Here is a 20,816-nt window from a genome sequence, read left to right on the forward strand (position 1 = left end):
GCCCCGCCTCACACCCGGCCCCCGCCCGCGGCGTCCCCGCACCGTCCTCGCGATGTCCCTGGAGACCCGCGACGCCCTGCGTGAAGAGGGCGCCATCGACCTGCTCGGCGAGGCGGCCGACCTCGATCCCGACCTGTTGGTCACCGACTTCGCGGACCCGTCCGCCGCCGAGGCCCTCACCAGGGCGGAGGTCCTGCTCACCCACTGGGGCTGCCCGCCGCTGACGGAGCGGGCCCTCGCGGCGATGCCCCGGCTGCGAGCAGTCGTCCACGCCGCCGGATCCGTCAAGCACCATGTGACCGACGCCGTGTGGACACGCGGCATCGTCGTCTCCAGCGCGGCAGCCGCCAACGCGCTGCCGGTCGCGGAGTACACGGTGGCCACGATCCTTCTCGCGGGCAAGCGGATCCTGGAGAGCGCCCGCGCCTACCGTGAACAGCGCGCCGCTTACCCCCTGCTGCCCTACTTCGCCGGCCACGGCAACTACCGGCGCATCGTCGGCATCGTCGGAGCCTCTCGTACCGGCCGCCGTGTGATGGAACTGCTGCGCCCGTTCGACTTCACCGTCCTGGTCCACGATCCGTATCTGGACGACGCCGGTGCCGCCCTTCTCGGGGCGCGGTCCGTCGGCCTCGACGAACTGACCCGGCGCAGTCATGTCGTCTCCATCCACGCTCCGCAACTACCCGAGACACATCACATGTTCGACGCCAGGCGGCTGGACCTGCTGCCCGACGGCGCCACACTGATCAATACCGCACGCGGCTCCCTGGTCGACACGGACGCACTCATCACCCACCTGACGTCCGGCCGCATCCACGCGGTTCTCGACGTCACCGACCCCGAGGTGTTGCCGGCCGAGTCACCGCTGTACCGGCTGCCCAACGTGCTCCTGACCCCGCACATCGCGGGATCGCTGGGCAGCGAGCTCGGTCGCATGGCCGACTACGCAGCCGCCGAGATCTCCCGCTACGCCCGGGGCATGCCCTTCGCCCACAGTGTGGGACCCCAGGACCTGGCCCGGACGGCGTGAGGCTGCTGTTCTGACGATCGGCAGTCCGGGGCAGCGGGACCATCGCGCGGTGGGCAGCGCTGTGGTCTGCGACGGCCTGGTCGAGGGGGCGGGTGCCGACCACGGGGCCCCGAGCGCCGGCCGCGGCGACCAAGGCCGCGACCCGCTCCTCCAGCGTCTCGATCTTGATGCGTGCGCTCAGGTGGCGAGTGCGACGACGGCGTCGAGCAGGCATTGCCCGCCGAACATCACGTCGCTCACCCCGGCGTGCTCGTCGACCCCATGCCCGCCCGCAGGCGCAGGGCGTGGACGGCGGTACGCGGCTGTTCGGTGGCGCTGAGGGCCGGGGCCTCGGGGACGGCGGGCCGGATGCCGGTCTTGGGCCGGAGCTTCTCCGACTCCCACACGGGCCGCATACTTCCGGGTCGGCCCCGGAGGTCTGGGCGAACCTGCGGGTCAGCTCCCAGCTCCAGTGAGTTCCCGGGTGATGACCCTGTCGGCGGTCTTCATGCCTTGCCCTGGAAGGCAGCGCCGCAGTCGTAGTCGTTCACCGCGTCGAAGGCGGGACGGTTGCGCTCGCCGTACACGGGATCCACGACATCACGCGTCTTGGCGCCCGACTTCAGATGGCTTGCCGAGGTATCGATTGCCTTGAGCACCGTACGGAAGTGTTGGGCGATGTCCGGCGGCGCGCTCGCCTGCATCCTCTCGCCCATGTCGGCGATCAAGGTGGCCTTCCTCCGCAGCTCTTCGAAGTCCAGCGGCTCCCCTTCGATCGCCGCACCGACTTCGGCGCTGTAGGCGATGACGCCGACCTGGAGGGTCGGCAGATCCAGGCAGAAGGCCGAGGTCGCCGTGGCGCTTGGCCGTGGGGTCGGCGTGCTGGACGAGGCCGGGGTCGATGCCGGTGGTGAGGCCTTCGGGGAAGCGGCCTCCGGGGAGCTCGAACAGCCTGCCATCGTCGTTGCGGCGGCGATCGCGAGGATCCATCTGCGTGGAGCTGTCATGGGCGCAGAGTAGACAACGGGGCCCGGGAGGGGTCCCAGAGTGGAGGCGTCATGCTTCGTGAGCGGCTGGCGACGAGCCTCTTGTCCGGCATCGCAGGTATTCGTCATGGCTCATAACCGCGTGTGGCTGCTCGTGCCCTCTTCTTTACTGGGGGGAGAGAGGGCGCGGGAGTTGAACAGGTTCAGCGCCACGTCACTGCCATCGGTGCTGACAACCGACCCGGACCGGGGCGGTAGATCCGCACCCGTATGGAAAGGCGACCGCCTTCACGCAGCCGGTCCGGCGTGCCTCCAGCGCCCCGCGAAGCTGCGGGGGCTGCCCTTATGCTTCGTCGCCGGTCACTCAGCGTGCCTCCACCCCGGCGTCCAGCGCGGCGGCGATCATCTCCCAGGCCAGACGGGGCTTGGTCGCGAACCGCACTTCGTCGGGTATCCCGGCATCGTCGCGGCCCTCGGGATTGGATTGGCGCACCATGACTGCTCGGGCAGGTAGAGCCGCCGGTCGACCAGCGCGCGTCCCCGGCTGGTGGCGTAGGCGAGGAATACTCCCACCTGGGAGTTCTCACCCCGCCTGGCAGTTGCCGGTGCACTGCCGCCGCGCGCCCGCCGGGCCACGGCCCTTCTCCACGAGGCCGGTCTCGTCCACGATCAGGACACCGCCGTCGGTGCCAGGTGTTCGACGGCGTAGGCACGGATGTCGTCGCGGGCGGCGTCGGGCTCCCAGCGGGCGTAGCGCGGCATCCGCTGCCCGTCATCGATCCTGAGCCCATTCACGGTGGAGCAACTGGTCCACGACTCTGGCGATCCCATGCGGCCCGTCGGCAAGGTGCGTCAGCTGAGCGGCGACCTCCGCGCGGCTCGGCGCCGCGGGGCCGCCGTTCACGCGGTTGAGCACCCAGTGCTGGGGCTGCGTGCGTCGATCTTGGCCAGGTGGTGAACCGGAACGTCGCTTGAGTGCCCTTCTGCCCCGTCCCGGCAATAGCTGCCGGCTTCCCAGGGGCCGGGCCACGATCGATGCGTGGACCGGCTGGAGCAGGGCCGCCCGTACGGGCCGCACGCCTTCTGCGCCCGGCTTCGCCTGTCGGCTCGAAGCGGCTGTGCCATGCGCCGATGGTGGCCCTTCGTCGAACTCGGACGGTAGTGAGATGTCCCGCCCTACCTGCACGGATGGCATGGATACAGAAAAACGGTCACCCGTTTGGAGTGAAATCTGTAGCGGCTGATGTAGACATGTGGCCGTCGTTGGGGTTAGTGTCTTGTTGTAGCCAGGAAGTCAGTGAGGCGCGGCAGAGACGAACTGCCCGCATGCAGAACAGTGGTTGTGGCACGGCAGTGGAGTGGCAGGGCTGGAGGTCCCCAGGGTCCTGCCGCTGGCCGCCGGGCCGGGCGGCCTACCAGGGCCGCTGGCAGTATGCAGTGCCCAGCAGTACCGAGAGGTGCATCAGAGGGAAGAGAGAAGGAGGCGGACGCCATCAGGATCGCCCGGGCGAGAACGGTTCTCCCGGGTACCGCAGGCCCCGGAACGGAAGGTGGTCCCACGGTCACGCATCAGCGATCCCTCAGCTGCCCGCCCCCCGACGGGGGACGGTGCGGAAACAGAAGGCCGGCAGTGCAGTAAGCCGGCAGATGGTGTTGCAAATCCCTCGGGGCCTTGGTGTCGTACGGCACCAAGGCCCCTCGACGCGTTCCCCGACCAGAGGTGCCAATGACCGCAGACAACCCGTTCAACCATATCGACGACGACGACTACCCCGCCTACACCATGGGACGAGCAGCCGAGATGCTCGGCACGACCCCCGCCTTCCTGCGGGCCATAGGTGAAGCCCGGCTGATCACGCCGCTGCGATCCGAAGGCGGCCACCGCCGCTACTCCCGTTACCAACTGCGCATCGCAGCCCGCGCCCGCGAACTCGTCGACCAGGGCACTGCCGTCGAAGCCGCCTGCCGCATCGTCATCCTGGAAGACCAACTCGAAGAAGCCCGGCGCATCAACGAGGAACTGCGACGCCGCCCCGCTGACCGCTCCGGCAAAACCGACGCCTGACCTGGCCTCACCTGCTCGCGGACGATGGTTGGGCCGGATTGTTCCTCGCGGGTGTTCGGCAGAGGCAGGAGGGTGAAGGGCCCTCCGAGCGGGTATCTGTCCACTGTCCCTGCCCTAGATGTCGACCGGACAGGGAATGGGCTTGAAGCTGCCGCTGATCACCAGTGGGACAGGTCAGGCCCGTGGCTACGAGCCGTCCACGTGCCGGAGCGATACGGCTATGGACGCGGAACCGGACGGCTGTGTCACCTGGTGCGGGACACAGGTCGACAGCGACAGGGCCGGCAAAGGTGTAACCCTGTTGGGCGGCGTGGCGACGCACTTCGGCGGCAAGGACTGGTGCCACCGGCAGAGGACTGGCGGAGATCAACCGATGGATCTCCGGCAGTAACTCGATGACGAAGGCGTTGGGTACCACGACGTTTCGCCGGCCGACAATCAGCGTGTTGTCGTCGCACTGCCGCAGAGCGTGGCCAAGGCTTCGCCCCGTTCATGCTTGACCGGCAGCAAGCGGATCCACACCTTCGTGGCCCATCGCTCCATGACGCGTTCGCTGGTTACCAGGAGTCCCATTGGGGGCACCTGCCCCACGGTTCGCGGGGCAGGCTCACTCGCAAGGGTGCACTTTCGCAGCCGTAGCCCGTGCCGCGGAGCGTCCCGGCAGAGCCTGGACTCAGCCAGTGGCGGCGGCCCTTTTCGATCTTTCGGCGTCGCCGAGGCGGCAACCTGAGCGGCGGTTCGAGGGGCGAGCAGTCCGACACCGCCGGCCCGGTCCCTGTCGCGCTGCCCGCCCGTGGCGCCGGGGCCTCGGGGCGCAGGCACAGACAGCGGCGTCCGGCGGCCTGCAGGCTGGCGACAGTGTCAGTTCATGACCACGACACTCGCGCAGTGCCGCACGCGCAGTGCCGACATCCGCGGCAGCACCATCCCAAGTCGTCGAGCCAGTAGGCGCCCGTCAACTCAGCAAACACCCCACTGCTTCTTCGATCCATCGCGGCTCGTTCGACGACGAGCCGACCAACGGGCCGCCGGCGACGCCAACCCGCAACCTGCCCACTCCTGCGAACTCGCCGAGTGCACAGTCACCGCGCACCGGTCGACAACATGCGCCGGCCTCGTGGTGCCAGCGCTTTGTCAGCGTCGTAGGCATGGCCAGTCGGCAAGTCCTTCCTCGCTGGGAGGCTGCCCGGTGGCCTGCTCGACGGAGTCGTGGAACGAATAGGCGGGCCGTAGACCGCCGAGGGAGAAGACGCGCAGGAGCCGTTTGTCGGCGCACGCGATCCGCAGCGACCCGTGACGGGACTGGATGCGCTTGGTGACAGCGACGATCATGCCGAGCCCCCTGGAGTCCAGAAACGAGGCGCCGCACAGATCCAGAACGAAGTGCCGGTGGCCGTCGGCGAGGAGCCTGCCTATCTCGTCTCGCACAAGGGGGGAGAAGGAGATGTCGAGCTCGCCGTTGGCCTCGACGACCGTCCAGCCGTTCGTCACGTGGCAACCGACCCACCCGTGCGGTCCTGCGACGTCCTGATCCCACACGTCCTTGCTCCTATGCGCATATGACCGATTTGTTCATTTCATCCAGGAGACGGGCTGTGGGCGCGGGGGCGCAAGGGCCTGGTTTTCAGATGGTGAGCGAGAGCCGTCGGGTGACCCGCTCGGCTGTGGTGACCAGCGTCGTCATGGCACCTTCGAAAGAGGTGGCGCGGTCGGCGCCCAGGGAGATGCCGAGCGCGCCGATGGTGTCGCCCTGGCGGACGGGCACCGCAATGCACGCGGTGCCGAGGGAGTACTCCTCGACGTCGGTGACTGCAGGGCCATGAGTCGTGTCGTCGAGGCGTCGTAGCAGCTCGGCACGGTGCGTGATGGTGCGAGGGGTGAGATCGTTCAGCGTGTGGCGGGAGAGGTAGTCAGCGCGGGCTTCGTCGTCCAGCTCGCGCAGAACGCACTTGCCGAGCGCCGTGGCATGCCCTGCGTCCTCGAAGCCGACCCACAGATCCACACGGGGGGTTTTCGGCCCGTCCACGATCTCCGCAACCCGGATCTCGCCTTCCTCGTAGAAGGTCAGATAGGCCGCGGCCGACAGGCCGTCCCGCAGCTCCGTGAGCGTCGGACGGGCCCTGCTGAGCGCCGTCTGATCGCGGCTTCCCCCGTGCAGCGCGCCCAGCTTCTCCCCGAGGATGAATGTGCCGTCGTCGAGTTTGCGTACGTAGCCGTCGTGCACCATCGTGCGCAGCAGATGGTAGGTCGTGGCCAGAGCCAGCCCGGTCTCGCGCGCCAGCTGCTTGGCCGGTACGCCGCCCTCGTGCGCGCCCACGGCCTCCATCAACCGGAAGGCTCGCTGCACCGACGAGATGAGTGTGGGGCCTTCCTTACCACCCATGCCTCCACCTTGCTTCGCCGTACACGTCCCGGCAAGTCAGAAGGGACGCCCGACGCAGCGACCTCCGCTCGTAGCGGAAGCCGATCGGGCGCGGGGCAGTGGGTGATCACCATGGCCTGGTGATCACGCCGTTGCGCTCAAGGGAGGCGGTGGCGTGGTCCAGGCTCGGGCCTCGAGGCCGCCAAGGGCGAATCAAGAATCAGAAGGGGGTACGCGGACGCGGGAGCCGACGCGGCCGAGGTCCCGCAGGGCCAGGAGCACTGCGACGTTGGTGGCCACCTTGGGGAGTGTCGGCGACCGAGGTCAACCTGGCACGCAGTGAGCAGATCAACGGCCAACTGATCTGCCCAGAGGACCGCAGTCGATTATCCCAGCCGGCGGCAGCCGCTCATCGACGCCCGTGGCTTCGACGGGCAGACGCCCTGCGGGGCGGGTCACGGTGCGGTCGCCGCGACCCGCGGACGGCCTGCGGCCTTGACAGCCGGCAGCGGTAGTGCGAGGGCGCTGGCCAGTTCGGACAGTTCCTCGTCGGTCGGGCGGACGGGCCCCTTGGCGCCGTCCTCGGCGAAGGCCCGGATGCGGGGGGTGCGGATGCCGGTCTTGTCGGCGACGTCCTGCGGCGTCAGGTGGCGGCGACGCATCGTCTGTTGCAGCAGCTTAGATAGGTCGTCCATTGGTCTCTCCTGCCCACCCCGTGCGTTCTCATGCCGAGGGCAATCCTCCCTGGGCCGTCTGGCCTGGCTCGGTGGGTCAGGAAACCCGCGTGCCGTGCGGCATCCATCTGGACCGTGCTATCGGGGCAGGACTGCTCGAACGGTCATGCCGCTGGACCCCGTTGCTACGGTGACGGTCTTGGCCAGGCTGCGCACCATGGGCCGGCCAAAGCCGCCTGTGCCTCCGGTGAGGTCGGGTGTCCGCTCGCACGGCGTTCGGGGATCCGCGTCGGTGACGACGACTGCGATGCCATCCGGATGGGCTTGTAGGTGAAGGGAGCACCATGCCCCTCGTCGTGCCGTACGGAGTTGGTGACGAGTTCGGACACCACGAGTTCGAGGCGCGCGGCAGCCTGATGAGGGTCGACCGCCGGGCGGAGCGCAGCCACCCATGCGCGGGCAACGTCTCGCGACTGCGCGACGACTTCCGGCCTCTTGGCAAGAACCACCCGGTCTGGCAGTCCCGTGTCCCTCCGCGCGGAGTACGTCCGCATAGCCCCCTCCTCGGACGGGGTGGCCTCTGCCCGAGAGGCGCGCTTACCCCGAAGCGCACCCTGCAACGCACCGGCCGTCCCTGCGCTGATCCCTGTCAGCCCTTGACGTCGCTACGGTGCGCGCATCGCGGAGCAACCAGGTGGGTTGAACCTCTCCGTGGAAGAGGTCATCGAAGCCCGCGTGGCCTGCAGCGGCTACAGCCCCAACCAAGACAGCGAGGCCAGATCGCTGATGAGACGTCTGGCCGACCGCGCCTACGGGTGCGTGTCCGTGATCGCGATGACCTCGTCGAGGTGGTCCAGGGCGGCCTGCAGGTCGTCGATCTTGGCCTGGATGCGCTCGCGCTCGGTTCGCAGCATGGCTCGTTGCTTGGCGTCGGTGTGCCCGGAGTCCCAACACGGCAGGAGTTCGGTGATCCTTCGGCTGGTGAGGCCGGCGGCGAACATCTGCTGGAAGAAGCGGACCAGGGGGATGGCGTCCTGCCGGTACAGACGCTGGCCGGACGGGCTGCGCTCCGCGATGAGCAGCCCTTGCTGCTCGTAGTAGCGCACGGCGCGCACTGAGACGCCGGCACCTCGTGCCACCTCGCCGATGCGGATCAACCGCTCGGCTGCGGCCACTGTGACAGTCATGGTGATTCCTCTCACCCCTGGCCCTGACTACCGGCACTTGCCTCTGACGCTAGCGTCAGGTTTTAGCGTACCGGCCATGGATATCAACAACTCCGTCGCCCTTGTCACCGGAGCCAACCGCGGCCTGGGCCGCGCCTTCGCCCAGCGCCTGCTCGAACGGGGCGCCCGCAAGGTCTACGCGACGGCCCGCCGACCGGAGACCGTGGACCTGCCCGGGGTCGAGGTGCTGCCCCTCGACATCGCCGATCCCGCATCGGTGAGGGCCGCCGCCGAGGCCGCCCCGGACGTCTCGCTACTCATCAACAACGCGGGAATCAGTACGGGGACCGACCTGGTGACCGGTTCGCTGGACGCGGTGCGGCACGAGCTGGAGACGAACATGTTCGGCCACCTGGGAATGATCCGGGAGTTCGCGCCGGCGCTCGCCAGGAACGGCGGGGGCTCGATCGTCAACGTGCTCTCCGCCATGTCGTGGTTCGGGGGCAAGGGCGCCAATGCCTACCACCTGACCAAGGCCGCCGCCTGGGCCATGACCAACGGCGTCCGCCTGGAGCTCGCCGAGCAGGGCACGCTCGTCACAGCGGTACACCTCGGCCTGGCCGACACCGACATGGCGGCGGGCTGGCCCGTGGACAAGATCGCTCCGTCGGACCTGGCCGACGCGGCGCTCGACGGTGTCGAGGCGGGCTCCGCCGAGGTCCTCGCCGACCAGTGGAGTCGGGACGTCAAGTCCCGTCTGCCACTGAAGCCGGAAGAGTTCAACGCCGCAATGGACCGCGCTCTGGCGGCGCTGATGGCGGCATGAGGGCCCCTCGGGCCGCACGGACTTCGGTCGGGGTCGGGTACTGAAGGCGACGTTGGAGAGCCATCCGCGTCGCAGGAGGGACCAGATGCCTTCGACGGGGTTGAGGACGGGTGCGTAGGGCGGCAGGCAGTAGGTGGTCAGCCACTCCCGGGCTGCCGCCCACTGCCGCAGGCCGGCGGCTCTGTGGACGTTGAGGTTGTCCCGGACCAGGACGATCGGACCGCCGAGCTGCTGGTGGGCGGCGATCACCAGGTCCCGGTAGTCGCGCCGGGAGAAGCTTTTGCGCCCGTCGCGTCGGCCGTCGTCTCTGCGCGGCCGGTGCGGCGGCCTCATGGAGAATCCGGCTTCATCCTCGTGTAGGTCAGGTGGAAGCGCCGGCCGATCACCGTTCTGACCCGCGTCAGCGTCCACCGCTGATCCTCCCAGGGATGCGCGGCCGGACCCTTGGCCAGCTCCGCTTCCAACTGTGCGAACTGCTTTCCGCTCAGCCTCGGAAACGATGCCGGCCCCTGCGGCCGCAGCGACGGCATCGGGCTGTTCACGAGGCCACGCACCCCTGGAATAAACAACCGCCGACGGCGCCGGTCGCAACGTGCGCCTCTCTCGTCATGCGAGCAGCCTCCAGCGCGAGCTCACCAACACGCCGAGTACACCGCCAAACCGTAACGACAACGAGTTGTCGGGGTATCAGTCGATGGTGCCCGTCACCGTAGATACAGCCGACTGAGGCGTCGAGGTTGCACGTGCTGAGTACTACCCGTACTCATGCTGCCTTGGCTCAGGAAGCGCGACATCAAGTCGTGCCTGCCTGGAAGCGTATTGCTACCGCCGCCATCGCCGTCATCCTCCTGTCAGCCTGCGGGAAGAGCGCGGACGACCTCTTCTCCAACCTCAACGGCACCCAGCCGTCAGACTCCTCCGACACCAGTAGGCCCAACAGGATGGGCCCGAATCCTGATAGCCCACCGCACCACGCTGACAACAAGCGGGCTCAGCGTCCTCATCCGGAGACCGGTTGCATGCCTCCAGCGTCCACGCACTGAGCTGTCGGTACTCCTACCTGGATGTTCACTCCGCCACGGCGAAGCCATGACCTGCGTCCATCGTGCCGAAACCGCCGCCTTCCGCTAGGAAACCGAGGCCCGTGATCCAATGACTCCGCGTCCGCGCCGGGGCCGAGCTGCCGGGGGGGCGGGCTGACATTGCAGCGCCTGCTTGCCCGTGGTTGGTTCGGCGGAAAGCAGGCGCCGCCATCAGTCCCGTCGGTGCTCACCCTCCAGGCTGCCGATGGCCTCGGCCAGCCACTTCTTTTCCTCAGTGCCGGTGGCGCGAGCGATGCGCAGCATGCCCTGCTGGAAGAGGCTGGGCGCTTCCTCGGCTCGCACGGGCTCGCCATCGCGGTAGAAGAAGCTCGCCGGGATGTTGAGGAAGGCCTGCCTCCGACGCAACACCGCAGCCTGCTCGGCACGGTCCGGGAGATGGTGCAGGAAGGCGAGCAGAGTGAAGAAGCGCTGTCCATCAGTGATTTCGGCCTCCTTGGGGTGCCGCAATCGGGCCAGCAGTTCGGTGCGGCCCGCCTCGGTGAGGGAGAGGATCCGGCGGGGTGCGGCACCGCTTCCAGGCTCGGTGTGCTGCTCGACCAGACCCGCTTTCACGAGCCGGGAGATGGCCGGATAGAGCGCCCCGTCACTTACTGGGCGGATGTGGCCGCTGAGGCCCTGGATACGAGCTTTCACCTCGTATCCGTGCAAGGACTCCTCGAAGAGGAAACCCAAGATTGACAGCTCCAGCATGACCCGAGCTCCTTCCTGTCCTTGCCGGCACGCTTGCCCGCCCCGTCCCGCCATGTTATCTCTTTTCGCTGTACCTCGAAACGAGGTACAGCGAAAAGAGGGGTGCGGTCATGGGGGAAGCAGAACACCGGCGCAGGCTGGTGTCGCTCGCGTATCCGGTCTACTTCGAGCTTCTCGCGGGGGTCACGGCCGGGATCATCAACATGGTCTGGGTGGCGCGGCTCGGTGGTGGAGCTGTCGCCGCGGTGGCTGTTGCCACGAATGTCGAGAACCTGTTGCTCGGCGTCATCCTCGTCGCCGGCTCGGGCACGACTGTGCTCGTCGCACGAGCGAGAGGAGCGGAGGATCCGGCAGCGATGCGCTCCGCCGTGCGCGGCGGGTGGGTCCTGTGGGCGCTCGTCACACCCTTGGTCGCCATTGGTGGATACCTGTGCCGCGAACCGCTCGCCCACCTCGTACTCGGCGGCAACGGCGGCGACTCACTGCTTCTCGCCACTGGCTATTTCTCGATCGCACTGCCAGGAATCGCGGTGTTCTTCGCCACCAACGTCGTCGACGGCATCCTCAAAGGTGCGGGAGACACCCGCACCCCGATGAAGCTCGCGATCCTTGCGAACGGACTGATTCTCGGGCTGGATCCCTTGTTCATCCTGGGATTCGACCTCGGGGTGCGCGGGGCGGCGATCGCCACAGTGCTGAGCCGGACTGTCGCGCTCATCTGCGGTTTCGTGGCGCTGCACCGCAACGGCGTGCTGCGACAGGCAGCCCAGGCGGCCCCGCGCCGGGCCGGTTCGCTCAGCGCCGATGCGCGCAGGACGGCTGCGACCGGGCTTCCTATGTCGGCCGACTTCGTCGCACGGATGGCGGGGGCGCTCGCGCTCGTCACCATCGTCGCCCGGATCGGCGTCAGTGAGGTCGCCGCGTACGGGATCGCGACGAAGGCGATGTACGTCGCGACCATGGCCTTCTACGCGATACGCCAGGCCGCTTCCATCCGCACCGCTCATCTGCTCGGTGCCGGACGCGACGAGAGGCGGGCTATCGGACGACAGGCGTTGCTCCTCGCCGGGTCACTCGGGCTCATTGCCCTGCTGACACTGCTCGCCGCCGGACCGTGGGTCATGCGGGCTTTCGGCAGCGAGGGAGAGGTCGCTGAGGCGGGGGCCCTCTATCTACGTTGCCTGGGGCCATACTTGGTGCTTCTCGCTTGCTTCATCGCGCTGGGCGGCGTGTTCGAGGGCAGCGGTGGCAGCCCGGCTCTCGCGCGGATCACCGTGTGCGGCGTAGCACTCCAACTCGCGCTTGCGTACGGCCTGTCGGGCTTGGGGCTGCCCGGCATCTGTCTGGCCATGGCGCTCGCCATGGCACTTCAGTGCGCGGCCATCGCCAGGATGTACCGGCGCACGGAACATCCGCCAGCCACTGACTGCGACAACAGTCGGCTGAAGATCTCTGTCACAGAACCCGACAGTTCTTCCCCCGACAAACGACTTGCCTAATGAAGCGGCTGGAGTCTCCGAGCGTCGGCACGTGTGAGTAGGGGCGGCCGGCGCGGATGCAGGCGATGGCAACCCGGGTGTAGGGGACAAGGTCGTCAGGGAGCATGGCGGGATTCCAGAACTTCCACTGGGTGCACTTGTCCGGCTCGCGCAGTTCGGGCTCGCCGGTCCAGGTCCGGGCGCGGGTCCGGCTGCTGAATAGCGCCTTGTTCACGGCCGTCTGCTACCTCTCCGGCACGCGCCCGGGAGAAGTATTCAACCTGCGCCGCGGCTGTCGCAGTCACGACGCGAGACAGGTGAACTGCAGGTCCACGGAAACCGTGGCAAAGGCTTCGACCGTGCACCGGACAACGACGACATCCAGGACCTGTTCTCCTGCTCGCCCCGGGCCGCGCCACCACGCCACCGCGACATCGCGCCACCACGCCAGTGCGGCGGAAGACGGAAGGGGCATGGTTTGACGAATCGACGCGTCCGAGACCGAGAAGCCGAGCGTGCGGCGTTGCGCAATGCTGCGGACCGCCGCCTTGCCGGCACTGCACTGCGGTCGGAGACCGGGAGGCTCACGGCCATCGAGCTGCTGCGCGAGTCCAGCATGAGGCGAGACGTCGCCTACGGCGACCACAGAGACCTCATGGAAGCGTTTGAGGCCCGCGTCAAAGCTCAGAACGCGACACTGGCTGCCATGCAGGAACTCACCGACCGCTTCGGCGAGGTGAAGCTGGCGGCCGTCACGACGAGGCTCGCGAACGAGCAAGCCCTCAGCGCCGCGCTGCGGCGGATCGTGGCCGAGCTCGACTTGGAGCTCGCGCACACCCGGGAGCAACTCGAGCAGTCGGGGACCGTCACCCGTCTTCCCGCCGCTCGTCGGCGGAACCGGTCCGGGTGAGGCTCCTCTCCGGGAGGGCCAGCATGTGTGCAATGGCGGCCGTGGGGCCGGGGCGGGCCCAGGTGCCTCCGACCCCGGTGACCAGGGGCGGGTGGCGGTTTGTCGTGGTAGTCGAGGGCCTTGGCGATGACGGGGGCCGGGGCCCTGGAGGACGAGTTGGCGGATCGCGGAGGTCCTGCCGCGCTGTGGCGGGACGCCGATCTCCCGCAGGTGGGCTTGGGGACTGCCCGGATTCATGGGGGGGCGGAATCGGTGATTGTGCTCCCCTACCGCCCCATCGCGGTCACCGACGATCCGGCGCTGCCGGAGGCGTCGGCCAAACGCGCGGCTGCCCACGTGGGGCGGCACCTCCACCCCGATGCTCCTGGCCCGCTCCCGCCACGCCTCCGTCCCCTTCCTGGAGCGGTATGCCCGCCCCGGCGTCGACGCGGTCGCCCGGCACGTCGCCCAGCGCGACCCCGCCGCCCGACGGAAGCGGAATCGCTGACACCTCAAGATCATCACATTGTCGGGTGTGTCTGCCCGTCGCGGCGCCATCCACCGGATGGGCGCAGGGCTCGACGCGCCGTGAGCCGCACTGACACAGATCGTCAACTGATTGATTCTCACGGGGCTGGTAGCTGTCCCGGTCCTGCGTAGGGTTCCAAGAAGGCGGCAGTGCGGCATTTGCGCACTCGATCTGTTGCCGCGCCGAGTGTTCAGGCACATCCACGAGAGAAGGAAACACACCCCCTATGCGCGCCCTTGTGGTCGATCACAGTGAGGCCGGACCCGTCCGGTTCGCCGATGTCGATGAGCCCGAACCGTCCACCGATGAGGCGTTGGTGGAGATACGGCACATCTGTCTCAACTTCGGAGAGCTGAATTACGTGCACCAGTGGCCGGCCGGCGCTGTGCACGGTCACGACGCGGCCGGCGTCGTGGTGCGCGCCGCATCCGACGGCTCGGGGCCGCCCGAAGGTACGCGCGTCGCCGTGGGAATGGCTCCCCACGCGTGGGCGGAGCGGGTGGCAGCCAGCACCGCCTCGCTCGGCACCGTCCCCGAGGCCGTGGACCTGGCCGACGCCGCCGCGCTGGGGATCGCCGGGGTCACCGCATTCCGAGTGCTGCGCAAGCGTTCCCTGCTGGCGCGCGACGTGCTGATCACCGGCGCCAGCGGGGGCGTGGGGCACTTCGCCATCCAGCTGGCGGCGTTGGCGGGCGCCCGGGTGACGGCACTCGTCGGTTCGCCGGAGCGGGCCGCCGGACTCCGTGAACTCGGCGCCGACAGGGTCCTGACCGACTTGGCCGAGACCGGCGACCGGTTCGACCTCGTCCTGGACACGGTCGGCGGGCCGCTGGTGGCCCAGGCGTGGAGTTCCCTCGCCGAGGGCGGCACCATCCACCTGGTCGGTTACTCATCGGGGCAGGAAACCACGTTCCCGCCAGGGGCCTTGTTCGGCTTCGGTGAGCCCCGCAGCATCGCCACCTACGGCGACATGACGCCCACCGGCGGGGAGCTGAAGGACCTGCTGGGCCTCATGGCCGCCGGGAGGCTCTCGGCACCGGTCGGACTGCGAGGCGACTGGCAGGACGTGGGCGACGCCGTCCAGGCGCTGTTCGCGCGGAAGGTGCACGGAAAGGTCGTTCTTGACGTGGCCTGAAGTTGTGGACGAGGGCACATGCGTCGTCGGCCGATCGGCCGACGGTAGGCGGTTCGCGGCGGTGGACGAGAATGGACCCATGGATGTGCTGGCGGAGGTCTTGCGTGTTTCGGGTGCGCGTGGGGCGCTCGGGGTCATGCTGAAGGCCGGAGGAACCTGGGGCCTGTGGCTGGACTCTTCTCCAGGAGCGGCACTGCACGTGGTGTCCCGCGGCACTATGTGGCTCCACGTCCCAGGCGAGAATCCTCTTCAGGTGCAGGCCGGAGACGCCGTCCTGGTGTCGCCGGGCACCGCACACGGGATAGCCGGCGGCGCCGGCGTGAGGATGGGCTCCTGCGACCGGGAAGAGGCGGCCCGGGCTTTCGGCGATGGCCGGGCCATGAGGCTGGGCTCGGCGCCGGTGCAAACGGAAGTGATCGTCCTGCACTACGAGCAGGACCCGGAGGTGCGCACATCCGTGCTCACCTCCCTCGCTCGGCCGATGCACGTCACAGCCCGGGAGAACGCGCAGCTCAGAAGGACCGTCGAACTTCTCGCTGCTGAGCTCGCACAGCCGCAGATCGGCACCACCGCCGCCATCAACAGCATCGTCGACCTTCTGCTCGTCCAGTTCGTACGCGCCTGGCTGGCCCGCCACCCGCGGGAGCAGTCCGGCTCATGGCTGGGAGCGATGCGTGATCCGGTCGTGCGCGACGCTCTGGCATGTGTCCACGCCCGACCGGGACACCCCTGGACCACGGAGACCCTGGCCGCCGCGACGAGCGTCTCCCGGGCGACGCTGTCCAGGCGTTTCCGGTCCGCCCTCGGACAGACGCCGGGCGCGTACGTGACGCAGTGGCGCATCGACCTGGCCTCCGTCCGGCTCCGCGATACCGATGAGCCGGTCGAGTCGATCTCCGGCGCGGTCGGATACGGCTCTCCGCACGCTTTCAGCCGTGCCTTCAGACGTGCCCGAGGCACGGCCCCGGGCGAGTACCGTTCTCGACTTCGCAAGTGATCCGGGCTCGGGAGAGGGCAGCACCAGTCAGGTGCCGTCCCTCCCCGTGCCACCTGGCGGGGCGAGCGGTGGGCAGGGGCTACCGCTCCCGGGCTGTCTCCGCGGCGAGCTGGGTTTGCCGGGCTCCTGGCGGGCTACATCCCAGGGGGGCGGCTGTCTGGGCGGGGGTGGCGAGCAGGCGGGCGAAGGGGTGACCGGTGGCGGGGTCGACGGCCGCCGGCCCGGTGGCGGTGACCCCCGGGAGGCCAGACGGAGCCCGGCGTTGGGCCCCACCCCCGCCGTAGACCTCACCGGTCTCGTCCAGCACCCAGCCCAGTCGCACTGGGTCGGTGAGGGTGAGCTGGGCTTCCTCGGCGGCTTCGCGGTGGAAGGTGTCCTCGGGCGTCGTGTCGGTGTTCTCCACGGTGCCGCCGGGCAGCATCGGCAGCGCGCCTCGGGGGCCGGGGCGGAGACGAGGACGACCCGGCCGTCGGGAACGAAGCACCACGCCCAGGCTTGCTGCACGGAGAACCGATCGGGCACAGGAGCACGGTTGAGGGGGCTGTCCCACCGGGGCCGGTAGCGGACGTGGACGTCACGGCGGTCCAGCGGCGGGGCGTCGAGGAGGAGCCGGCCGTCGGCGAGGTGGGCGGTGGCGGTGTTCCCGAGCCGGGCCAGTAGGCGGCGAGCATGATCTGCCCGTCCACGGGACGCAGCCGCTGTACCGCGTCCCGGGTGTCGAGGAGGGCGAACTCGGACGGCCCCTCGCGAGGCACTCGGATCGCCATCGCCCGGTCGGGGGCGAGGGTTTTGCCGTCGAAGACGTAACGGATCTCTTCTGGGCAGGGCGTGCCGGGCTTGATGCCGGGGTGGTGCGGCGAGAGGGAGTGGACGGCGAGCACGCCCGCCAGGGGCAGGTCCGGCAGACCCCGTACCTCGGTGATCCCGCGTCGGCAGGCGACGTGCGGGTGTTCACCGGGTCCGACGAGTCCTCCAGGCAGCAGCCACCGGTCGTCCTCGCGGTAGGTCGGGCGGACCAGCAGGACGCGGCCGACCTGATCGGTGACGATCGCGGCGGCACCGAGCCACACCGCGTGCCGGGATGCGGCGTATCGCGCTGACGAGAGGGCAGCCCGCGGCGCAATGTGATCCGAAAGGGAGGCCGGAGAGGGCACGTGGCTCTGCCTTTCAGGACGTGAGTGTCTCGATTCCGTGGGTGGGTCAGCGGTCCTTGGCCAGGGCGACGAGGTCGGCGAACTGACCGCCGGCGTTGACCAGGTCGTCGTACGTGCCCTGTTCGATGACGCGGCCTTTGTCCATCACGAGGATGTGGTCGGCGAGCCGGGTGTTCTCCAACTGGTGGGTGACGACGATCGTGATGCGCCGGGGTGCGAGGCGCTTGATCTGCGTGAAGATCGCATGTTCGCCGCGGGCGTCCATCTGGGAGGTGGGTTCGTCCAGGATCATAAGTGGCGTCTGCCGGTACAGCGCGCGGCCACATACGAGCCGCTGCCACTGGCCGCCCGACAGTTCCGAGCCGCCGAACAGCTCTCGGGCCAGGAGGGTGTCGAGTTGGCGGGGCAGCTTCTCGATCTCCTCGCGCATGCCGACGGCGTCGATGGCGTCCCACACTGGCGCGTCGTCGTGGGTGCGGGGCTGGCCCAGGGTGATGTTCTCGCGGGCCCGCAACGGCCAGCACGCGAAGTTCTGCGGGACGAGTGAGGTGCGGCTCCACACGGCGTCGGGGTCCGCGTCGGCGAGATCGATGCCGTCCCACAGGACGCGCCCTTTGTCGGCGAGTACGATCCCGGTGATGAGTCTGGTCAGGGTGGACTTACCGGAACCGTTCGCGCCGACGACGGCCAGGATCTCCCCGCGGCGCAAGGTCAGAGAGACTCCTGCGACGGCCGGATCCTCCTTGCCGGGGTAGTGGTAGACGGCCTCGTCGATACGGATCTCGTCGACCCGCTCCGGAATGGTCAGCTCACCCCGCTTCGGGGCGCGTTCGCGTGCGAGGTCGAGGAACGCCTGCATGTCGGCGAGGTAGAGCGAGGTGTGGAACAGGGCGGCGCCGTTGATGACGACCTGGGAGAGCGCGGCGAGGGCGGTCTGGACAGCGACCACCGCGGTGGCCGCGACGGGCAGCGCGATACGGCCGGTGATGGCGAGGCCGGCGAGGGTGGCCCAGGTGCACATCAGGAAGAAGCCGCCCAGGGCGCTGGTGGACAACTGGATCCGCAGCATCTGCGGCGCCGCATCGAGAGTGCGTCGGTCGATGCGGTCGGACAGGGCTTGGTACCAGTAGATCTGGTAGCCGGTCATGCCGTTGGCGCGGATCTCGTCGCCGAAGCGGGCGTGGGTGGCCCAACTCCGCATCATGACCCGTACGTTGCGGTCGCCGAGGTTGAGGAAGTGCGTGCGGTAGTCGACACGGGCCGACAGCACGGCTCCGACGCCGGCCGGCAGCACGGCCAGGAACAGCACCGGCAGCATCAGCGGGTGCAGCGCGGTGATGACCCCGCCGGCGGCGATCATACGGATCAGGGCGGACATGAACCGCTGTGCGTCCTGCACCATGAGTCGGGCGCGGGTCACGCCGATCTCGGCCGCCTCCTGCCGGTCGGCGAAACCGTCCCTCCCGTAGGCGGACGACTCCACACGCAGCACGGCGGAGACGAGCGCGACGTCGGCTTCGGTGGTCAGCAGGGGCGTGATGCGTCCGTCCGCGTACGACGACACGAGACCGCAGACACGGCCGGCGCCCGCGGCCAGGGTCACCACGATCAAGGCGGGGACCGCGCCGTGCAGACGTTCGGAAACGGTGCCGCTGCCGAGGACGTGCGTCATGGCGCGGGCGGTGGAGGCCAGGACGACAGCGGCGGCGACGCCGGTGAGCACCTGGCATACCAGGAGGAGAACGGAGCCAGCCCTGTCGACGGCCCACGCTTTGCGCGCGGTGTGGGCCAATACGGAGGGCAAGCGTCGGCACATCGCCCCAAAGCTGGCGTCCTCCAGCGGGTTCTTGCCGAACTTGCCCTCGAAACTGATGGTGGCCGGCGGGGGAGGGGGAGGCGTCTCGGGAGTTTTCGTCGAGGCGGCAGTCACAGTCACCTGGTCCCTCCATGAGGTCGGCGCCGTACCTGGATGGCTCGGCAGTGCACGGCTTAACGACGCTGACAGGGATTCGAACGCGCTCGATTCTGGACGGCTTGGACCCCTTGCGCCGCACGGTCTGTACGCCCCTCGGCCTGCTACGTCGCGGCTGCGGGGTGGCCCACGATGGCCGAATCGCCGACGCTTGAAACTCCTGTTGCGGATGAGATTTCAAGCTGCCCGGCCGCCCGGAGCCGGCGTGATGCCCGCTGTGAACGGTGTCGCCCAAGCGACCAAGTGACCTGCCGCGTCTCTGCCGTCGGGGAGGCGGAAGCCACGCAGTCTCGGGTGGTTACGGGGGCGGGTCGAGGATGGCGGTGCGTGCGGCGAGTGCGAGGGCGCTTCGGGCCCGAGAGACAAGCCGGCGTACCCCTCCCGCCGCGACCGCCGCTACTTGCGACCACGGCAGATCAAGCACACCATCCCCGAACCGAAGAACCAGCGGGCCGACCGTCAGTGCAGAGGCAGCAGGGGTGGCCGGCCCGCCGGCTTCGACAAAACGATCTACAAGTCGGGAGCGAAGTCGAGCGAGCGATCAACGCACTCAAGAACTCCCGGCCGTGGCCACGAGGTTCGACAAGCGCGCCTACATCCTCCACGGCACCATCACCCTGGCAGCGATGCGACTCCGGCTCCGGCCGCGATCCGCCGGGCGGGCCCTTGCGTGCGCTCAGGGCCGATAAGGCTCGTTTCCTCCTACGGCGCGAGCCCTGTCGGATGCGGAGAGCAATCGCACAGGACATCATCGACAAGTTCTGTGCCTGGGCCGGGCGGAGGCGTCGCCGTCGAGGTGATCGCCGGCGACCCTCCCTTCACCGCTCAGGCGGCGAGCAGCGTTCTGCGGTACCACTCGGACGACTCGGGGAAATCGGTTCTGAAATCCGGGCCGGGGGTCAGACGCAGGTCGCGCCAGAGTGGGGCTCCGTTGAACCAGTGATCGGTTGTCAGCATGTCGAGCCCGTGTGACGACTGGCCGTCCGCCGCGAGGTGCGCCTGGGCCCGAGCCACTGAGATGTCCCGTTCCGGCCAGGGGAGCGAGAAGCACGTGGCCACCGTGCGCAGCAGGGTGGCCACGGTCACGGGTGCCGGGTGGGTCGCGTGGTACGTGGAATCCGTCAAATCGGCCGCGGGCGCGAGACCGGCGCTGACGACCAGGCGGGCCAGGTCCCGTACGGAGATGACCGACATCCGGGCGGTCCAGCCCTCGACGGTGCCGGGCAGTGTGCGCAGCATGCGCGTCAGACTCGGCACCACCCAGGTGTCGCCCTCGCCGTAGACGAGGTGGGGGCGCAGGACGATCCCGCCGGCGTCGAGGATGGCGTCCTCGGCCGCGGCCCGGGTGAGAGAGGTGGGCGAGCCCGGGTTCCGGACGAGCCGGCTGGGGTCGGTGTTGCGGAAGGTTCCCCGGCCGTAGACGGACGCCGTGCTCACGTACAGGATGCGGGACACCCCCGCCCGACGGGCCTCGTCGACCAGGGCTCTCGTCCCGCGCGCGTTGACGGCTTTGTTGGCCTCGAGCGCTCCGCCAATGTGCGAGGCGCAGTGCAGGACGACGTCCACGCCGTCGCATATGCCGTGCAGGGATGTGGGGGTGGCGAGGTCCGCCGACACGGTCCGGTGTCCGGGGCCGGGGGCGGGTACAGGTCTGCGGTGCGACATGAGGGTGAGGGGTATGCCCCGCAGCGTGGCCTCTTGGACGACATGGCGTCCGACCAGGCCCGCGGGGCCGGTGATGAGAACGGTGGGCACGTGGCACTCCCAGGTGGTGCGGT

Annotated in this window: 22 protein-coding genes and 4 pseudogenes; 9 read left to right on the forward strand and 17 right to left on the reverse strand. The window is 69.0% G+C overall.

The features are described from left to right. Window positions 1–52: 52 nt before the first annotated feature. The gene (locus ACFW48_RS13260) at window positions 53–1,033 is read left to right on the forward strand and encodes a hydroxyacid dehydrogenase (protein WP_386313997.1); all 981 of its coding nucleotides are present in this window, start codon (window positions 53–55) and stop codon (window positions 1,031–1,033) included. Window positions 1,034–1,269: 236 nt separating this feature from the next. Here ACFW48_RS13260 and ACFW48_RS13265 read toward each other — a convergent pair whose 3' ends face one another. From ACFW48_RS13265 to ACFW48_RS13285, 5 genes and pseudogenes are all read right to left on the reverse strand, one after another. Continuing rightward, the gene (locus tag ACFW48_RS13265; RefSeq protein ID WP_386313706.1) at window positions 1,270–1,419 is read right to left on the reverse strand and encodes a hypothetical protein; all 150 of its coding nucleotides are present in this window, start codon (window positions 1,417–1,419) and stop codon (window positions 1,270–1,272) included. A 99-nt stretch (window positions 1,420–1,518) separates the two neighbouring features. Beyond that, on the reverse strand, window positions 1,519–2,019 hold the full coding sequence (locus tag ACFW48_RS13270; protein ID WP_386313708.1) for a hypothetical protein: 501 nt from the start codon (window positions 2,017–2,019) through the stop codon (window positions 1,519–1,521). A gap of 343 nt (window positions 2,020–2,362) precedes the next feature. Continuing rightward, window positions 2,363–2,494 (reverse strand): hypothetical protein, encoded by a 132-nt coding sequence (locus ACFW48_RS13275; RefSeq protein ID WP_386313710.1) that lies wholly within the window; start codon window positions 2,492–2,494, stop codon window positions 2,363–2,365. 173 nt (window positions 2,495–2,667) lie between these two features. Beyond that, window positions 2,668–2,793 carry a hypothetical protein gene (locus ACFW48_RS13280; protein ID WP_386314015.1) on the reverse strand — a complete coding sequence of 42 codons (126 nt, stop codon included), beginning with the start codon at window positions 2,791–2,793 and terminating at the stop codon, window positions 2,668–2,670. Then, window positions 2,786–2,932: pseudogene (locus ACFW48_RS13285) on the reverse strand (MarR family transcriptional regulator); the annotation flags it as partial. The pseudogene ACFW48_RS13285 and the gene ACFW48_RS13280, both read right to left, overlap by 8 nt. Before the next feature lie 792 nt (window positions 2,933–3,724). Here ACFW48_RS13285 and ACFW48_RS13290 point away from each other — a divergent pair. Next, a complete protein-coding gene (locus ACFW48_RS13290; protein ID WP_386313713.1) occupies window positions 3,725–4,063 on the forward strand; it encodes a MerR family transcriptional regulator in 339 nt (112 codons plus the stop codon). A 7-nt stretch (window positions 4,064–4,070) separates the two neighbouring features. On the opposite strand, the gene ACFW48_RS13295 is transcribed toward ACFW48_RS13290, so the two are convergent. The 5 genes from ACFW48_RS13295 to ACFW48_RS13315 form a co-directional block, all read right to left on the reverse strand. Beyond that, on the reverse strand, window positions 4,071–4,529 hold the full coding sequence (locus ACFW48_RS13295) for an FhaA domain-containing protein (RefSeq protein WP_386314000.1): 459 nt from the start codon (window positions 4,527–4,529) through the stop codon (window positions 4,071–4,073). A 668-nt stretch (window positions 4,530–5,197) separates the two neighbouring features. Further along, complete coding sequence (locus ACFW48_RS13300) at window positions 5,198–5,554, reverse strand: STAS domain-containing protein (protein ID WP_386313716.1); 357 nt, start codon at window positions 5,552–5,554, stop codon at window positions 5,198–5,200. 133 nt (window positions 5,555–5,687) lie between these two features. After that, complete coding sequence (locus ACFW48_RS13305; protein WP_386313719.1) at window positions 5,688–6,446, reverse strand: IclR family transcriptional regulator; 759 nt, start codon at window positions 6,444–6,446, stop codon at window positions 5,688–5,690. Window positions 6,447–6,880: 434 nt separating this feature from the next. Further along, entirely contained in the window at window positions 6,881–7,120 is a 240-nt protein-coding gene (locus ACFW48_RS13310) for a helix-turn-helix domain-containing protein (protein WP_386313722.1), read from the reverse strand. Window positions 7,121–7,908: 788 nt separating this feature from the next. Then, window positions 7,909–8,286 carry a MerR family DNA-binding transcriptional regulator gene (locus tag ACFW48_RS13315; protein ID WP_386313724.1) on the reverse strand — a complete coding sequence of 126 codons (378 nt, stop codon included), beginning with the start codon at window positions 8,284–8,286 and terminating at the stop codon, window positions 7,909–7,911. Between the two features lie 76 nt (window positions 8,287–8,362). On the opposite strand from ACFW48_RS13315, the gene ACFW48_RS13320 reads away from it, so the two are divergent. Next, complete coding sequence (locus ACFW48_RS13320) at window positions 8,363–9,091, forward strand: SDR family oxidoreductase (protein WP_386313726.1); 729 nt, start codon at window positions 8,363–8,365, stop codon at window positions 9,089–9,091. A gap of 36 nt (window positions 9,092–9,127) precedes the next feature. Here ACFW48_RS13320 and ACFW48_RS13325 read toward each other — a convergent pair. The 3 genes and pseudogenes from ACFW48_RS13325 to ACFW48_RS13335 all read right to left on the reverse strand — a co-directional run. Next, window positions 9,128–9,424 (reverse strand): annotated as a pseudogene (locus ACFW48_RS13325) (transposase); the annotation flags it as partial. Next, the gene (locus ACFW48_RS13330; RefSeq protein ID WP_386313729.1) at window positions 9,421–9,633 is read right to left on the reverse strand and encodes a hypothetical protein; all 213 of its coding nucleotides are present in this window, start codon (window positions 9,631–9,633) and stop codon (window positions 9,421–9,423) included. The gene ACFW48_RS13330 and the pseudogene ACFW48_RS13325, both read right to left, overlap by 4 nt. A 711-nt stretch (window positions 9,634–10,344) precedes the next feature. After that, window positions 10,345–10,884, reverse strand: coding sequence for a PadR family transcriptional regulator (locus tag ACFW48_RS13335; protein ID WP_386313731.1), 540 nt, complete (start codon window positions 10,882–10,884; stop codon window positions 10,345–10,347). Between the two features lie 110 nt (window positions 10,885–10,994). Between ACFW48_RS13335 and ACFW48_RS13340 the strand changes: the two genes are divergently transcribed. From ACFW48_RS13340 to ACFW48_RS13360, 5 genes are all read left to right on the forward strand, one after another. Next, the gene (locus ACFW48_RS13340; protein ID WP_386313734.1) at window positions 10,995–12,383 is read left to right on the forward strand and encodes an MATE family efflux transporter; all 1,389 of its coding nucleotides are present in this window, start codon (window positions 10,995–10,997) and stop codon (window positions 12,381–12,383) included. Between the two features lie 457 nt (window positions 12,384–12,840). Next, window positions 12,841–13,272 carry a hypothetical protein gene (locus ACFW48_RS13345; RefSeq protein ID WP_386313737.1) on the forward strand — a complete coding sequence of 144 codons (432 nt, stop codon included), beginning with the start codon at window positions 12,841–12,843 and terminating at the stop codon, window positions 13,270–13,272. A gap of 358 nt (window positions 13,273–13,630) precedes the next feature. Continuing rightward, window positions 13,631–13,759 carry a PmrA gene (locus ACFW48_RS13350; RefSeq protein ID WP_386313739.1) on the forward strand — a complete coding sequence of 43 codons (129 nt, stop codon included), beginning with the start codon at window positions 13,631–13,633 and terminating at the stop codon, window positions 13,757–13,759. A 247-nt stretch (window positions 13,760–14,006) separates the two neighbouring features. Continuing rightward, window positions 14,007–14,915 carry a zinc-binding dehydrogenase gene (locus ACFW48_RS13355; RefSeq protein WP_386313740.1) on the forward strand — a complete coding sequence of 303 codons (909 nt, stop codon included), beginning with the start codon at window positions 14,007–14,009 and terminating at the stop codon, window positions 14,913–14,915. Window positions 14,916–14,994: 79 nt separating this feature from the next. Beyond that, window positions 14,995–15,912: a cupin domain-containing protein gene (locus ACFW48_RS13360; RefSeq protein WP_386313743.1), complete on the forward strand. Its 918-nt coding sequence runs from the start codon at window positions 14,995–14,997 to the stop codon at window positions 15,910–15,912. A 79-nt stretch (window positions 15,913–15,991) separates the two neighbouring features. Here the strand turns inward: ACFW48_RS13360 and ACFW48_RS13365 are convergent, their stop codons facing one another. The 3 genes and pseudogenes from ACFW48_RS13365 to ACFW48_RS13375 all read right to left on the reverse strand — a co-directional run bounded on the left by ACFW48_RS13365 (window position 15,992) and on the right by ACFW48_RS13375 (window position 18,996). Beyond that, window positions 15,992–16,333: an NUDIX domain-containing protein gene (locus ACFW48_RS13365; RefSeq protein ID WP_386313745.1), complete on the reverse strand. Its 342-nt coding sequence runs from the start codon at window positions 16,331–16,333 to the stop codon at window positions 15,992–15,994. A gap of 433 nt (window positions 16,334–16,766) precedes the next feature. Continuing rightward, window positions 16,767–17,066 (reverse strand): annotated as a pseudogene (locus tag ACFW48_RS13370) (NUDIX domain-containing protein); the annotation flags it as partial. A gap of 46 nt (window positions 17,067–17,112) precedes the next feature. Continuing rightward, window positions 17,113–18,996 carry an ATP-binding cassette domain-containing protein gene (locus ACFW48_RS13375; RefSeq protein WP_386314002.1) on the reverse strand — a complete coding sequence of 628 codons (1,884 nt, stop codon included), beginning with the start codon at window positions 18,994–18,996 and terminating at the stop codon, window positions 17,113–17,115. A 412-nt stretch (window positions 18,997–19,408) separates the two neighbouring features. Between ACFW48_RS13375 and ACFW48_RS13380 the strand changes: the two are divergent. Then, window positions 19,409–19,727: pseudogene (locus tag ACFW48_RS13380) on the forward strand (IS5/IS1182 family transposase); the annotation flags it as partial. A 136-nt stretch (window positions 19,728–19,863) separates the two neighbouring features. On the opposite strand, the gene ACFW48_RS13385 reads toward ACFW48_RS13380, so the two are convergent. Next, a complete protein-coding gene (locus tag ACFW48_RS13385; protein ID WP_386313748.1) occupies window positions 19,864–20,793 on the reverse strand; it encodes an NAD-dependent epimerase/dehydratase family protein in 930 nt (309 codons plus the stop codon). Window positions 20,794–20,816: the final 23 nt, after the last annotated feature.

This window comes from Streptomyces sp. NPDC058812 (genome assembly GCF_042744565.1).
Taxonomy (GTDB): domain Bacteria; phylum Actinomycetota; class Actinomycetes; order Streptomycetales; family Streptomycetaceae; genus Streptomyces; species Streptomyces thinghirensis.